Raw genomic sequence first — 15,045 nt, 5'->3', positions numbered from 1 at the left:
TCTGCAAATATTATAACTAAAGAGCTTTATTTTAATATTTTGCATGGTTTTGTTGTGAAACGATAAAAAAACATAAACAAACTTTTTATTTTGGCAATTTGTAATGCTTTGTTAAGTTAAGTAATTATTGCTGACAATGAATCAAAAATTTGCTGTTTCTAGCATGGTCAGTTCTGCTTATGTACATATTCCTTTTTGCAGACGACGGTGCTTTTATTGCGATTTCCCGGTGTTTGTGGTGGGCGATCGCCAACGGGGTGAAACATCGGGTACAATCTCCCATTACGTAGAGGTGTTATGCCAAGAAATTGCCCATACACCTAGTTTTGGTCAATCTTTGCAGACAATTTTCTTTGGTGGTGGTACTCCTTCACTGCTATCAACTCAGCAGTTGGCACAAATACTAGAAGCTTTAGAAGAACGTTTTGGAATTGCGCCCCAAGTTGAAATTTCAATGGAAGTAGATCCAGGTACATTTGATTTGGCGCATATCTCTGGCTATCGGAGTTTGGGTGTAAATCGGGTGAGTTTGGGTGTACAAGCCTTTCAAGAAGAATTGTTAAAAGTAGCTGGGCGATCGCATTCCGTTAAAGATATCTTTGCAGCTGTTGAACTAATTCACAAAGTCGAGATTCCCGAATTTAGTCTAGATTTAATTTCTGGGTTGCCACATCAGTCTTTAGATCAATGGTCGGATTCTTTAGCAAAAGCCGTGGCGACCAACCCGACGCACATATCTATCTATGATTTAACCATTGAACCAGGCACAGCTTTTAATCGCTATTACAAACCAGGGGATAATCCTCTACCAACAGATGAAACCACTGTCAAAATGTACCAAATGGGACAGCAAGTCTTGACTGGTGCAGGTTACGCCCATTATGAAATTTCTAATTATGCCCGTCCTGGACACCAGTGTCAGCATAATCGCGTTTATTGGGAAAACCGCCCTTATTATGGCTTTGGGATGGGCGCAGCTAGTTACACTAACAAAAAACGCTTCACGCGCCCCCGGAAAACTCAGGAATATTATCAATGGGTACAAGCAGGCTGCAAAATTGACTGTGAAATCACTCCAGCAGTCGAGGTATTGTTAGAAACCTTAATGTTGGGGTTGCGCTTGGCTGAAGGTGTGAGTCTTTCCAGCTTACAAGCAGAGTTTGGTAAAGAGAAAATAGGGGAAATTTATCAATGTTTGCAACCTTACCTTGAGAAAGATTGGGTAAAAGTTACAGAAGGAAGGTTGCAATTAACAGACCCAGAAGGATTTTTATTTTCTAATGTAATTTTGGCTGATTTATTTAATCAGTTGGGTTAATTGTTTTTGTTAAGGTAAGGGATTAGGGAATAGAGGCTAGTTAGGTGATATCTGGAAAGATAATAGCTAATAGTAGAAAATTTCTACTCTCTACTCCCTAATCTCCACTTCCTATCCTTCTAAGTAAGTGTCTTTATAAAATTGCAGACGACCTACGCCGAGAAATTGACCAACGGTTTCTTGTCCAGATGGGAATGCTTTTACGCCAAATAAGTAGACACCATCATTAAAAGGATTACGGTAAGTCCGCAAACCGATGGTTACTGTTTGGTCTGGTGGTACAGGGTTAGCAAAGGTGACGGTGAAATTTTGTTTGTCGTTGCTAACCACCGATTTGAGGGCTAACTTTTCGCCACGGCGATCGCGTGTTCCCACAAAAGCAAATGTATCATTGGAATTAAATTCAATCTCTTCTGCGCCTGATATTTGAGTAAAAGTCACCTGTTGCAGAGATTCCCCGGCGGCGGCTGGTACTTTGACGGTAAAGTAGTATGTCGTATCCGACACACTCGTTTCATTGTATGGCGTACTAGCACTGACTAGAGTTGGTGGTTGAGCAAAAGCGATCGCACCACTACCCAAAGTAACTGCATTCGCTGCAAACTGAGGTAAGGAACAGATGCCTACACCAACAAACAGCGTGCTTAAAAGGCTGCTGATGTACTTCATAATTTTATTTTTTGTCTAACTCGTTAACTCATGAAATGGGTTGTCTTACCCATACCTAACCCTCAGCAACTGTCTATAAATTTGCTGAGTGATTTCTGTCTGTTTTCAATGTTTTTTCAGTATAGCAATTATTTTTTTATGTTAGTAATAGCTAAAAATGAGTAGTAATTATTCTAGATTTTCACGGGTTGTATGTCTCATAAGACGATAGTTTTAGGGGTATTCAAATATGTATAATTTAAGGAAATGCCTCTCCATCTGGGGTGTTTTACCTCAGTAAAATTACTTCAATTAACTACTATTGAATTGAGCTCATACACTATAATTTTTCTTTCCAAAAAACTAAAAAAATCAAGATAATACTAAATTTGTGAACCAAGAGATCCCCGACTTCTTCAAGATGTCGGGGATCTGAGACTTAATACCAGGACTTACACAGCGATACGCAAAATCTGGGTTTGAAAGGATGGTAAAGGGGTATAGGTAATTAAAACCCTTGCACCCCATACCCTTTCACCCCTACACCCATTCTCCACAAACAACCTGCGTGCATAATCTTTCAGCCTTCTGCCTGATTCCCCTATCTGCCACAGTCAACTTTCTCAATACAATCAGACTGCGACGATACCCAGAAGGTCTTAAAATATTGTTAATTTCTGCTAAACCCCTCGACCTTAAATTTACAAGTATCACCCCGAAATTACTATGGCTATTGGCTACGTCGCGCTTGTACTTCACGCACACCTGCCCTTCGTTCGTCACCCAGAAAGTGACTATGTGCTGGAGGAAGAATGGCTTTATGAAGCCATTACCGAAACATATATTCCTTTACTAAAAGTCTTTGAAGGCTTAAAGCGAGACGGCATCGACTTTAAAATCACTATGAGTATGACACCGCCTTTGGTGTCGATGCTACGTGATCCCCTATTGCAAGAACGCTATGATGCTCACTTAGCCAAATTAGAGGAACTTACAGAACTAGAAATTGAGCATAACGTTAACAATGGGCATATTCGTTATCTCGCGGAACACTACGCCACTGAGTTTAACGAAGCGCGGGAAATGTGGGAACGCTACAACGGTGATTTGGTAACTGCTTTTAAGCAATTCCAAGATAGCAATAACTTAGAAATTATCACTTGTGGCGCTACTCACGGCTACTTGCCATTGATGAAAATGTATCCCCAAGCCGTGTGGGCGCAAATTCAAGTAGCTTGTGAACACTACGAACAAACCTTTGGTCGTCCCCCTAGAGGTATTTGGTTGCCAGAATGCGCTTATTATGAAGGACTGGAGAGAATGCTGGCTGATGCTGGCTTGCGTTACTTCCTCACCGATGGTCATGGTATTCTTTACGCTCGTCCCCGTCCGCGTTTTGGTAGCTACGCGCCGATTTTTACCGAAACAGGGGTAGCAGCGTTTGGTAGAGACCATGAATCTTCACAACAGGTATGGTCTTCTGAGGTGGGCTATCCTGGTGCAGCCGAATATCGAGAATTTTACAAAGATTTGGGCTGGGAGGCAGAATATGAGTATATCAAACCCTATATCATGCCCAATGGTCAGCGCAAAAATACGGGGATTAAATACCATAAAATTACCGGACGCGGTTTAGGTTTATCTGATAAGGCACTATATGATCCATACTGGGCAAGGGAAAAAGCTGCCGAACATGCTGCTAACTTTATGTATAACCGCGAACGGCAAGCTGAACATCTTTATGGGATTATGCAGCGTCCGCCGATTATTGTTTCGCCCTACGATGCTGAGTTGTTCGGACATTGGTGGTATGAAGGCCCTTGGTTTATTGACTATCTATTCCGTAAGTCATGGTATGACCAAGGTACATATCAAATGACTCACTTGGCAGATTATCTCCGAGCCGAACCCAGCCAGCAAGTTTGCCGTCCTTCTCAGTCGAGTTGGGGTTACAAAGGTTTCCACGAATATTGGTTAAATGAAACAAATGCTTGGATTTATCCCCATCTGCACAAAGCCGCAGAACGGATGATTGAAATCTCGAAGTTGGAACCTGCTGATGAATTGCAATGGCGGGCGCTAAACCAAGCAGCAAGAGAACTGTTATTAGCACAATCTTCTGACTGGGCATTTATTATGCGGACAGGAACAATGGTTCCTTATGCAGTCCGCCGGACGCGATCGCACCTGATGCGTTTTAATAAACTTTATGAAGATGTCAAAATCGGTAAAGTTGACAGTGGTTGGCTAGAAAAAATCGAAGTCATGGATAATATCTTCCCCGAAATCAACTATCGCGTTTATCGTCCTTTATAAAGAGTGCTGAGTTGAAAGTGCTGAGTGCTGAGTTAAAAGATATGACATTTACCAAGTGGGAAAATGTTGAGTAATCTTTTACTGATTCAGTACTCAGTACTATAGTGGTTTGTTATCTTTCACCTACCAGAAATTCAAAAAATCATTTGCGGATGAATCAGTTTGTACCCCGCATCTTTGATTTTTTGATTCGATACATTGGCATTATATGGGCGGTTACTCGGTTTTGAACTATCCCATTGCACTGTCGGTAAATTGTGCTTTGCAAATAAAGTATCTAGTAATTCTTGGCTGGTTAAATGTGCGTCATCAACCAAATTATAAATACCATTTAAGTGGTGTTGACGGGCAAATTCAATGGCGCTGACAATATCATCTAAATGAATCCAATTCGTGACATCTTTGCCATTTCCGGGGCGAGTTGTACCAGATGCACGACTAAATATTTTAATCAGTTCTCGATTATTGCCATAAATTCCACCCAGGCGCAAAATACAAACGCGCAATTTCTCACTGGCGGCTGAGAGTAATACTTTTTCTGTTTCTCGCAGAATTACACCTGAAGCATGGGTTGGTTCGACTGGGGTATCTTCATCGACTGTAGCACCATTGCGATCGCCATAAACAGAATAACTGCCCGTGTAGATAATTTGGCGAATATTAGGTAGTTTCGGCAAAATTTCCACTAAAGTTCTCGCAGTTTCTAGATAAGTTTCTTCATATAAATTTGCGCCTTTTGCCCCCACACTCAACAAAACTACATCTTGATTTTGCAAAACTGATTGCATTGTGGCTGCGTCGTTTCCTTTAGCAATGACAACTTTTTGCGCTACAGTTTGAAGTTCTGGGATGCGTTCGGGTGTAGTTGTGGTGGCGGTAACAATAAAAGTCATCTTTTGCTGCCAATATTTAGCCACTGCACAACCTACATAACCACAACCAATGATAGCAACATTCATAGATAAATTTTATTTTTTGATAGTATGTTAATTTAAAGCGATACTCTTAATTACAATACCAAATAAGTAAACTAAAAATAAGCTGAAAAAAGGTTACAAGCCATTGAACAGGAAGAAATTACACCTATTCCTGGTGAACAGGTATTGCGATAACTACGTTCTAGTCATTAACTGTTAGAGCTAAGTCGCTCTCTTCTAAAGAGATATCATCATCAGTTGAATGTCTGATTGGTAATACGATCGCAAATGTAGTGCCTTCACCAAACTCAGATTCACAAATTAGTTGACCTTTGTGTTTTTCGACAATAATTTGATAGCTAATTGACAAACCTAAACCTGTTCCCACTCCAATAGGTTTAGTAGTAAAAAATGTTTCAAATATTTTTTGTTGATATTCTGGAGAAATACCAGAACCATTATCAGTAATTTTGATTTCTATCAAATCCGCATTGAGTTGTTGCGTAGAAATAACAATTTCTTGATATTCCTCTTCATTATGGGACTCTTCTAAAGCATCAATAGCATTAGATAAAATATTCATAAATACTTGATATAATGCGCCGCCATAGCCTTGTATATTGGGAATTTCGCCATATTTTTTCACTACATTAATTCTTTTTTTCAGACGATTATTTAAAATCAATAATGTACTTTCTATACAAGAGTGAATATCTACAGCATGAAATTCATTTTCATCTAACCGTGAGAAGTTCTTCAAGCTTAAAACAATTTCTTTAGCTCGGTTAGCTCCCACTTGCATAGATTGTAATAACTTTGGCAAGTCTTGTTTGACAAAATCTAAGTCAATTTCTTCAGCCAACTCATCAAGTTCATCATCTTGAATTTTGGCTTGGTAGGCTTCTAGCAGCATTAACAAATTTTGAAAGTAAGCATTAGTATGCTGAAGATTCCCATAAATAAAGTTGACGGGGTTATTGATTTCGTGGGCGACTCCCGCTAACATCTGTCCAAGGCTCGACATTTTCTCATTTTGAATTAATTGTCGAGATGCTTCAGATTTCTGTTCTGCTAAAAGTTGATTAACTCGTTGAATGAGTTGATTAAGTGAGTTGGCTAACATCCCCACTTCGTCGGCTGTGGTGACTGGTGCTTGTAAATTGAAGTTAGATTCCTGAGTTACCTTCAGCGCAATATCGTGAACGGCTTTGAGTGGACGTGCGATCGCTCGGCTGGTGTAGTGGGCTAGTATAATAGCGATCGCCACCGATGACAGCATACTAATAATAATAATTCTGTCTCGGACTTTTTCTGTAGCTAGTACCGCCACTTCTTTGCGTTGAAAAGTCCCCTCAGAAGTTTCGAGTAATTCTTCCAAAGCATCTGTAGTATCGTGTAATCTAAAATATATCTCACTCTGGGAAAATATTAATAGTTTTTCTTTTATATTGGCTATATTTTCAGCCTGTAAATTAGATGGATAATTTTGATTTAAGATAGCTATTATTTGTTGACTATATACTGTGGGAATATTTTGATAATTTTGTAAGAAGTTTGATATTTTTTTATTAGGATGTTGATTAACGTAATTTGTTAGTTCTGCCCACAGTTTTTGAAGTTCGGCAGAGTGCTGGATAAGATGAATGCGTTCGTCTTGCCAATGTTTTAAATCTGTAAAAACTACGATTTTACCTTGATGAGCTTGTAATTCTAATAAAACAGAGTTAAGACTACGAATTAACTGAATTTCTTGCCACTTTTCTTGTTTTTCGATGATTGCTTGTTGCTGATAGTAATCACCTAGCATAAATCCTGCGACTGTTCCAACAACAGCCGCACCTAGAGCTACAGTATAACCCCAAGCAATTTTTTGACTGATACTCAGGTTGTTAACTAAGCCAACAATCCAACTGGGATGATTTGACGATTGAGTTACAGACTCTTTTGTAGAGGAAGTTATAGTCTGATTATCTTTCACAGAAGTATTTTTAGCATTGGTAGAGCGCATATATATTTGTTATCCCCACACAAATGGCTTTAGCCTAACTTAAATCTTTAGTGTCAGCCATACTCAGCTAATTAATGTCAGCCGGAAAAATGCAGGAGATGTAACAAAAGTATTGATTGCTACATTTTCTGTGATAAATCTCAATTTGTAATTCGTTAAAATACGTAATTTTTATCTACAAATTTCAATTTGATGGTGTCGGTTAGCATAAGTTGAGAGATTTCCATTTTAGAGATTTATCCCAAGTTGCAATCAAAGATAGTAATTTGGGCTGGGAGTAGGGAGTAGGGAGTAGAAATACTATTTCTAAAATCCTTGAGAAGACGATGGTCGAGCGCAGCGATGCACTGAGCCTGTCAAAGTGTCGAAACCCGGTAAACTTAAGTTAGGTTTAATTTAGTCCTTCTACTTAGTAACATATCCCTACTCTATTCTCTTACTTTTTTGGCTGTGTTGCTTCTATACATGAAGTGTTGAGAAGAACTAAATTATCTGCTGCAAAAACTGTACAAGAATTGATCAATGTTGCTAAGATAGGCTGAGTCTTATTTAACTTGGCGATCGCCTGTTCTGCTGCTGGCTGATATTGTTGTAACCAAGAATTTTTAGCTATATATTCTGGGACAAACGCTGAACGCTCTAATAGCCAAAAACTTATGTGATATTTTTGAATAAAGTTGTTAATTTGGTTAATATCTTCACTATATTGGGCAGCAATTAAATCAAGCATCCGCCTGTGAAACTGAGCGTAATATTTGGTATGTATTGGTAAAGCATATTCTTTGCCTACTAAAATTTTTCTTTGAGCAAAGATAGGTATACTATCTGCTTCTTCAGATGTAGAGGCTATGACAATATTTTGTGGTTGCTTTTGCAAGAAATTATATAATTCTGGAACTTTAGCTTCTACATAAGGGGTTTTAGGAAAAACTTTCAAGCTACTAGGGTAAGAAATCAGCCCTATAAACAAAATTGCTATGGTACTCAAAATTAAATTCTTTCCGCCTCTTTGTCTCAACCATTGCCATACAGCATCTAAAATTAAGGTGATAAAAATTGCGGCGGCTAAAGCAAATACCATCTTAAAAGTATGATGGGTATAGCGGCTAGGCCAGTGCAGTTTAAAAGCAATTAAATGAGCAGTAAAAAACATGATTAAACTAGCTATTACTACCCTTGGTAAGATTTTGATTTTTGTTTGGATTTGCTGAGATAGGGGAAAGTGAGACTTGAATTTGAGGATGATTGGTAATAATAAGCCGAGTAACAATTGTGGAGGTGCAATTAAAGCGAAAAAACCGCTATCTCGACCGTCAAACCAGTAACTAATAATATTATGACTAAAAAAGCTGACTCTGCCTCCATCCCAGTAGTCTGGCATGGTTCTGGCAACAGCAGCAGTAATTACTGGGGCAAATTTTGATGATTGAATAGTATAAGGTAAAATTGTGATGCCGACAACTAGAGTAGCTGCTAAAAATAATATAAAAGATTGGCGGTTACGAGAGACATTTATCTGCTTGTTTCGCCAGTCAAATAAGGTCAAAAATACAATTAATAAATCGATAAAAGCTATGATAGGGTAAATTAAAGCTTGCAGGGCGATCGCAATTAATATACCCAACTTAGAAAACCTAATGAAATAATATAAAAATGCCAAAAACAAAGGATAAATAAAATCTCTGGGAGTTCCAGAAAATAAGTCATCATGTAAGCAGAGACTTTGATTTAATAATAATGATGCAATAAATCCCGTCATTGGTATGGGAAATATTTGCAGACAAACGAGAAAGCAATAACTAGTTGTAATTATGCCTAGAAATATCGGGAAAATTTTGCTAAAAAAAACTGGATCGATATTTAAAGCGACAACTATTTTATAAAGCAGCCCATATCCAATTGGGGTGATTGATTGAAAATAATCAGCAATTAAATCCTCAGAAAATAAATCTGAGTTAAAGTAACGATATATCCAAGAAATATATTCTCGTGCATCGTCGCTGACTATATATTTACTGCTGAAAGCTTGTCGCACTCCCAGCAGAATATAAATAATAGCAAAAGCTAGACTTAAGCTATACCAAAAAATGACAATCCATCGGGATTGATTTTGATTACTGTTTTGGCTAATGGGTGTTGTGAAAATATTTTGTAATTGTGTAATTAGCACGGAGCAGAACTAGTTAACTATGAGTGTGACCATCGGGCATAATCGCCCCTGCTAAATTAGCACCAATCAACTTCACTAACAAGCGATCGCCAGAACGAATTTTTGCCCCAGTCAAGTCAGCCCCCCGCAAATCAGCACCACTCAAGTCTGCACCAATTAAGTTAGCGTTACGTAAATTGGCTTCTCTGAGATCGGCTAGAAGTAGGTTTGCTCTAAATAAATTGGCTTCTGATAAATTTGCCCCCCGCAAAATTACTTTGTGCATAAAAGTATCGCTGAGGTCTGCACCCGTTAAATTGGCATAACTTAAGTTTCTTCCAGATAAATCTTTGTTACTTAAATTAGCCCGACTGAAATCTTTACCACTCAAATCTGGATTTTGGTTTGGTGTGTGATTGGGAGTTGGTGACGGTCTTTTTGGCTGGGGCGACTGATAGTGTGACGCATTATCATACTTACCATTCGGTTGAGGCGACTGATATGGTGATGCAGCATAATGCTTCCCATTTGGTTGGGGTGATGGATGGTGTGTAGCAGTATGATGCTTACCATTGGTCGAATGACCGTTAAAAGAACGCAATTTATCCCGCGCTTCATTAATGGCTTTGAGCTTTTCTTGAGCTTTTTGTTGCAAGCGGATATTATCTTTGGGAAGGCGGTCAGGATGCCAGACAAAGACTAAATCTTTATAAGCCTGGTTAACTTCGTCAAGTGTTGCACCAGGCTCTAATTCTAATATTCGATAATACCGCTCCAACTCGTTCATAGGATGTTGTTGATAGTCGATTGTCAGACAATTTTAGATTTGAGAATTTAGACTGGTGATTAACCCCACGGATATATTGAGAAAGGATGATGTTGGATTTGCGAATGATTTTACAGATAAATCTGGGGTTTGTACCATCCAGTAATTATGAGTCAGTAGTTATTGTCCCTTTTTATCTGTATCACCGTCATCTTCCTATTTCTCCATTTCGCCACCGATTTATAGCTCTGAAATATGCCGCAACAGGAATTTGATAAACCTCAACAATAATCCACAAAATGATTGATAAATGTGACAAAAAAGTTAATATAGTCCAGATGTATGGTATCCAAGTTAGGGGAGAATCCAGCGATGGGGGAAAATAAAAAGCCACAATGCCAATTAAAGTTGTAGGGAAAAATACAAAAGCGATCGCAGCAAATCCGTAACCCCAACCCAACTCCACACCTTCTAACTGCGCTTCTGTCCAGCTAAAGCCATTCCATCGCCAAACCAAAGGCGGTTGCCGCGAAGGCATTTTGATTTGTTGTTGCTCTATATTCACAGTAAAAATCTCTTGACAAAAATCACAAGCCATAGTCTCCATTAACGGCATTTGTGATATTTTACCGACTCGACAAACTGGACAAGGGTAAGCTTCATGGGTGTCAAAAGATTTGCTGAAGATTTTGGAACTGGGCATAATCAAACTGAGTTTTTCGCAAAAGTATATATGTTGGTGCTAGTTGAATAACCAAGCTGTTTAGGGTTGGCGAGAACGGCTTCGCCTCATTTGAATGTCCTAAAAGCCCTTGTTTCAGTTATCAACTAGCCACAAGCCTCCATTCCCAGAGTTGTAATGAGTCTATCGCTTTTTGATGTCCTGTGGTGCTTGACGTGAGCGATCGCTTTTGTTATCTTGAAGCTCAAGGAAGCTTTATATTCAATTTTGTATCTCATGCCAGCGTATATGTTCAGCAGCAATTACTACTTTTATTTTTGGCGTAAGGCGGTTCACCGGGAGTGAGTCATGTTTCCGATTGGAAACCGCCCGATGAACCGCAGAAGTCAGTTCTGCGGTTTTTTTGTTTTTAGGAGTATCTGTACAGACAGCACAAATGAAAAAACCAACTGTCACCTGTCACCTATTTTTCTCGAAGTATTGAACATGACGACTAATTTCACAAACTGGTTTTACAGCTTTTACTTTTGGCCTAGAGCAAACTCCGGGTAAATAGCGTCATGCCAATGAGCCAGAACGCGCCCGGAACACTCAGTTTCCGGGCTTTTTTAATTTCAGACTTCAGACTTCATAATTTTCAGAGAATCAAACCATGATTAACGCCAAACTAGCCTCCCAATCTCATCCCAACCACCAAACAATTGTGAAACTTTCCGAGACAGTCGCCTTCGGTGGTGAAGAATTAGTGATTATTGGCGGCCCTTGTACAGTGGAAAGCTTAGAACAAATGGAAACAGTTGCTCAAAAGCTATCATCTGCACCCGTACAAGCCTTACGGGGTGGTGTTTACAAACCCCGCACCTCGCCTTATGCTTTCCAAGGTATGGCTGAAGCAGGATTAGAAGTTTTAGCGAGAGTGCGATCGCTCTACAATATGCCAGTAGTTACAGAAGTAATGGCAATTTCCCAAATTGAAACTGTCGCCGCCTATGCTGATATGCTGCAAATTGGTAGCCGCAACATGCAAAACTTCGACTTACTCAAAGCCTTGGGACAAGTTGACAAACCAATCTTGCTCAAGCGTGGTTTAGCCGCCACCATAGAAGAATTCGTTATGGCTGCTGAATACATCCTCAGTCATGGAAACCCAAATGTCGTGCTGTGCGAACGTGGTATTCGCAGTTTCGACAATTACACCCGCAACGTCTTAGATTTAGGCGCAGTCGCCGCCCTCAAACAAATCACTCACTTACCTGTGATTGTAGATCCTTCCCATGCCGTCGGTAAACGCGAACTAGTCGCACCTGTCGCCAAGGCTGCTGTAGCTTGTGGCGCAGATGGGTTAATTATTGAGTGTCACCCAGAACCAGAAAAATCCGTTTCCGATGCCCGTCAAGCACTGTCTTTAGAAGATATGGTGAACTTAGTTGATGTTTTAAAGCCCGTAGCAGCAGCCGTTGGGCGCAGAGTATCAGAGAACACAGGGGTGGGTTTAAAACCTACCCCTATTTGTTACGCGGCTTAGGATTTTCAACGAACCACAGAGATACAGAGAGAAGTTGCGTGCGCGGGTTCCCCGCGTTGAGCAAACTTCGGGAGGACACGGAGAAGTAAGAGTTTAACTCCTCATCCTCTCCACGCCTCTGGTTACTGAGCGACTTGTACCGAGCGTTCGCGTAGCGTCTCCGTCAGGAGAAGTCGAGGTAAGTCGAAGTATGCGCCTCTGCGTGAGATAAATTATTCGTAATTATGCGAGGAAGTCTCAATGGTAAAAACTCCTACTCAACCCATCACGTTAGAGGAATTTCTCAAACTACCAGAAACTAAACCGAGCTTAGAATATATTGACGGTCAAATTATCCAAAAACCAATGCCACAGGGTAAACACAGCGCAATTCAAGGAGAATTTGTCCCTGCCATCAATAATATAGTCAAGCCAAAACGCATTGCTCGTGCCTTTCCTGAATTGCGTTGTACATTTGGCGGACGTTCAATTGTACCTGATATTGTAGTTTTTACTTGGGATAGAATTCCTCGTGATGAAAATGGAGAAATAGCTAATACTTTTGCTCTGCCTCCAGACTGGACAATTGAAATTTTATCTCCTGATCAGAATCAAACGAAAGTCACAAAAAATATTCTTCATAGCTTAAAATATGGAACTCAAATGGGTTGGTTAATTGACCCAGATGAGCAAACTGTCTTTGTTTATCAACCCAAACAAGAAACTACCGTATTTGATGAGCCAGATGCACTTATTTCTGTACCATCTTTTATGAGTGAACTTCAACTTACTGTGAGAGATTTATTTGCTTGGTTATTGTAGGGCGATCGCAATCTTTTGTAGATATGACAAGAACAGCAAGTTTTTCACCTAAATTTCAAATACAACGCCGCGATAAATTTCCGCTATTGGTAAATCAACACCAACAGATTCCAAAGCAATCGAACCCTCTAAACCTTTAAAATCACTCAGCAACCAACCTTGAGTTTGCTTGGTATATTTCTCAACAAAAGGCTCATCCTGTTCAATTAATAAATATTCACTAAAACTAGGAATAGACCGATACATCCGAAACTTATGTTGTCGGTCATAATCTGCGGTTCTAGGCGATAATAATTCAACAATTACTGTAGGATTCAATACTTCATCTAAGCGTCCTTCATTTACTTGTGGTTCGCCATCAAAAACCATCACATCTGGATATACACCCCGCCGATATTCAGGAATCCATAGGCGTAAATCGCTGTTAATTGGCTCAAATGAAGTATCGCGCAGCAAAAGCTAATATAAGTCAAAATGTTTCGACCTATGCGGCTGTGTTTGAGCGTTCCTCCTGGCATGGGGAAAATTTCGCCATCTCGATATTCACTGCGTCCTTCGGCTTTTTCTTCAATGGCGCGATATTCATCCAAAGTGTAACGGCGCTTGATTGTGGAAACCATAGTGCATCGTCTCCAGGATAATAAAACTATTTTGTCACAGAACAGTTTGGAATTTTTAAAAGAAATCAGCCATCCACGGCTCAGAACTAGTAAAAATTTCTGTCGCTGCTAATAGTGCTGTGTCTGGAGCTTCTAATTTTCCTGCTAATTTTAAAGTATGAGGGTTAAATAAACCCGTATACAAAGAAGCTAATCCTTGAATATCTATCTGTAATTCTCCTTTACCACCTTGCTTAACTTCACCTTTGCCATTAGCAATAGAAAGAATAAATTTATCATTATTAGCCGTTAATAAATCATCTTTAACTGCTAAATGTAATTCGGTTTCTACTCCTAATTTATAACCACGTAATTGTAATGCTTTGTATACATCTACAATCCGCAACATCCAACGATTTTGATGTTTAATTTTGGCAGTTTGTTCTGGTAATACTAATGTCAGAAAATCAATCACCGAACTTTGCCAAGTGACTTTTTTGATTGTAGAACGATGGTTAGCCAAAAAAGACCAGAAAGTTTGTGCCGCAGCATGACTCAAAACTACCCAATCTCGAATTTTAATCACTGTCTGATTTGCCTGAGAATGCTGACTCAAGATAATGTAGCCTTCGGGTTGGTCTTGGTTGCCCATTAAATAACCATAAACAGTTTCTTTTTCTTCTGATTGAGTTAACCTTTGCCAAATACTGGAATGTCGGTCTAAATAACCATGAATTAGTTGTGCCTGTTGTTGATATAGTTGACGCAAGATTTCACAATTCAGGTTTGCAATTGGTTGTAAAGCTAAAGGTGACTTGTGTAAGCGGATATCTTGAGTGGAAATTTCCCAACTGCAATAGTTACCAGCTTGTTCATATCCGGCTTTGCGGTAAAGTTGTTGTGTCGCGGGATAAAGAACGGAAATGGGGATTTCTTTTGCATAAAGTTCTTGCAGCATATTTTGGATAAGTGCGATCGCAACTCCACCACCGCGATATTCTGGCGCAATTCCCACACCAGCAATCCCCACCATCGGTACAGATTTACCCTCCAACCACATCCCCATCGGTAAAGTCGCTAATCCGCCAGCCACTTTCCCTTCTCGACAAATCACCCGGAAGTTCTCATACCCAATCGATTTCAAGAAACTTTCACTCTCACTAGCAGACGCAACAAAGGCTTGTTCCACAACCAAAGCCAAATGTTTTACGTCTTCCACATTCACAAGGGTCTTGTATTCCAATAAAGGTGTCATCACTTCCACCACAATTAGCAACAAGTTCCTAATATACTACAAAATTAGACAACATAATACA

General features: G+C 39.6%; 11 protein-coding genes and 1 pseudogene. 4 read left to right on the top strand and 8 right to left on the bottom strand.

Going from position 1 to position 15,045, the window contains the following annotated elements:
* The first annotated feature begins 136 nt into the window (after positions 1-136).
* Positions 137-1,318, top strand: a complete 1,182-nt coding sequence (gene hemW, locus H6G79_RS18970) for a radical SAM family heme chaperone HemW (protein ID WP_190592688.1) — start codon at positions 137-139, stop codon at positions 1,316-1,318.
* A gap of 111 nt (positions 1,319-1,429) precedes the next feature.
* On the opposite strand, the gene H6G79_RS18965 is transcribed toward hemW, so the two are convergent.
* Complete coding sequence (locus H6G79_RS18965) at positions 1,430-1,987, bottom strand: DUF2808 domain-containing protein (RefSeq protein ID WP_190592689.1); 558 nt, start codon at positions 1,985-1,987, stop codon at positions 1,430-1,432.
* Between the two features lie 705 nt (positions 1,988-2,692).
* Here H6G79_RS18965 and H6G79_RS18960 point away from each other — a divergent pair.
* Positions 2,693-4,282: a glycoside hydrolase family 57 protein gene (locus H6G79_RS18960; RefSeq protein ID WP_190592690.1), complete on the top strand. Its 1,590-nt coding sequence runs from the start codon at positions 2,693-2,695 to the stop codon at positions 4,280-4,282.
* Positions 4,283-4,416: 134 nt separating this feature from the next.
* Here H6G79_RS18960 and H6G79_RS18955 read toward each other — a convergent pair whose 3' ends face one another.
* From H6G79_RS18955 to H6G79_RS18935, 5 genes are all read right to left on the bottom strand, one after another.
* Complete coding sequence (locus H6G79_RS18955; protein ID WP_190592691.1) at positions 4,417-5,241, bottom strand: SDR family oxidoreductase; 825 nt, start codon at positions 5,239-5,241, stop codon at positions 4,417-4,419.
* 160 nt (positions 5,242-5,401) lie between these two features.
* Positions 5,402-7,207 (bottom strand): sensor histidine kinase, encoded by a 1,806-nt coding sequence (locus H6G79_RS18950; protein ID WP_190592692.1) that lies wholly within the window; start codon positions 7,205-7,207, stop codon positions 5,402-5,404.
* A 436-nt stretch (positions 7,208-7,643) separates the two neighbouring features.
* Complete coding sequence (locus tag H6G79_RS18945; protein WP_190592693.1) at positions 7,644-9,377, bottom strand: hypothetical protein; 1,734 nt, start codon at positions 9,375-9,377, stop codon at positions 7,644-7,646.
* Between the two features lie 13 nt (positions 9,378-9,390).
* Positions 9,391-10,143, bottom strand: coding sequence for a pentapeptide repeat-containing protein (locus tag H6G79_RS18940; protein ID WP_190592694.1), 753 nt, complete (start codon positions 10,141-10,143; stop codon positions 9,391-9,393).
* Between the two features lie 187 nt (positions 10,144-10,330).
* Positions 10,331-10,825 carry a hypothetical protein gene (locus H6G79_RS18935; protein ID WP_190592695.1) on the bottom strand — a complete coding sequence of 165 codons (495 nt, stop codon included), beginning with the start codon at positions 10,823-10,825 and terminating at the stop codon, positions 10,331-10,333.
* Positions 10,826-11,456: 631 nt separating this feature from the next.
* Between H6G79_RS18935 and aroF the strand changes: the two genes are divergently transcribed.
* Both aroF and H6G79_RS18925 read left to right on the top strand, forming a co-directional pair.
* Positions 11,457-12,329 (top strand): 3-deoxy-7-phosphoheptulonate synthase, encoded by an 873-nt coding sequence (gene aroF / locus H6G79_RS18930; RefSeq protein WP_190592696.1) that lies wholly within the window; start codon positions 11,457-11,459, stop codon positions 12,327-12,329.
* Between the two features lie 240 nt (positions 12,330-12,569).
* Positions 12,570-13,130, top strand: a complete 561-nt coding sequence (locus H6G79_RS18925) for a Uma2 family endonuclease (RefSeq protein ID WP_190592697.1) — start codon at positions 12,570-12,572, stop codon at positions 13,128-13,130.
* A 48-nt stretch (positions 13,131-13,178) separates the two neighbouring features.
* Here the strand turns inward: H6G79_RS18925 and H6G79_RS18920 are convergent.
* Positions 13,179-13,750 (bottom strand): annotated as a pseudogene (locus H6G79_RS18920) (Uma2 family endonuclease).
* Positions 13,751-13,805: 55 nt separating this feature from the next.
* On the bottom strand, positions 13,806-14,984 hold the full coding sequence (gene eis / locus H6G79_RS18915; protein WP_190592698.1) for an enhanced intracellular survival protein Eis: 1,179 nt from the start codon (positions 14,982-14,984) through the stop codon (positions 13,806-13,808).
* Positions 14,985-15,045: the final 61 nt, after the last annotated feature.

The sequence above is a fragment of the Anabaena sp. FACHB-83 genome (assembly GCF_014697485.1).
Taxonomy (GTDB): Bacteria; Cyanobacteriota; Cyanobacteriia; order Cyanobacteriales; family Nostocaceae; genus Nostoc_B.
Note: the sequence above shows the minus strand (reverse complement) of the source record. Positions and strands in the feature narration are given on the sequence as shown.

Bases quoted from the DNA above. Each gene is read 5' to 3' on its own strand.
- hemW (WP_190592688.1), top strand. From the start codon at position 137: ATGAATCAAAAATTTGCTGTTTCTAGCATGGTCAGTTCTGCTTATGTA.
- H6G79_RS18965 (WP_190592689.1), bottom strand. From the start codon at position 1,987: ATGAAGTACATCAGCAGCCTTTTAAGCACGCTGTTTGTTGGTGTAGGC.
- H6G79_RS18960 (WP_190592690.1), top strand. From the start codon at position 2,693: ATGGCTATTGGCTACGTCGCGCTTGTACTTCACGCACACCTGCCCTTC.
- H6G79_RS18955 (WP_190592691.1), bottom strand. From the start codon at position 5,241: ATGAATGTTGCTATCATTGGTTGTGGTTATGTAGGTTGTGCAGTGGCT.
- H6G79_RS18950 (WP_190592692.1), bottom strand. From the start codon at position 7,207: ATGCGCTCTACCAATGCTAAAAATACTTCTGTGAAAGATAATCAGACT.
- H6G79_RS18940 (WP_190592694.1), bottom strand. From the start codon at position 10,143: ATGAACGAGTTGGAGCGGTATTATCGAATATTAGAATTAGAGCCTGGT.
- H6G79_RS18935 (WP_190592695.1), bottom strand. From the start codon at position 10,825: ATGCCCAGTTCCAAAATCTTCAGCAAATCTTTTGACACCCATGAAGCT.
- aroF (WP_190592696.1), top strand. From the start codon at position 11,457: ATGATTAACGCCAAACTAGCCTCCCAATCTCATCCCAACCACCAAACA.
- H6G79_RS18925 (WP_190592697.1), top strand. From the start codon at position 12,570: ATGGTAAAAACTCCTACTCAACCCATCACGTTAGAGGAATTTCTCAAA.
- eis (WP_190592698.1), bottom strand. From the start codon at position 14,984: ATGACACCTTTATTGGAATACAAGACCCTTGTGAATGTGGAAGACGTA.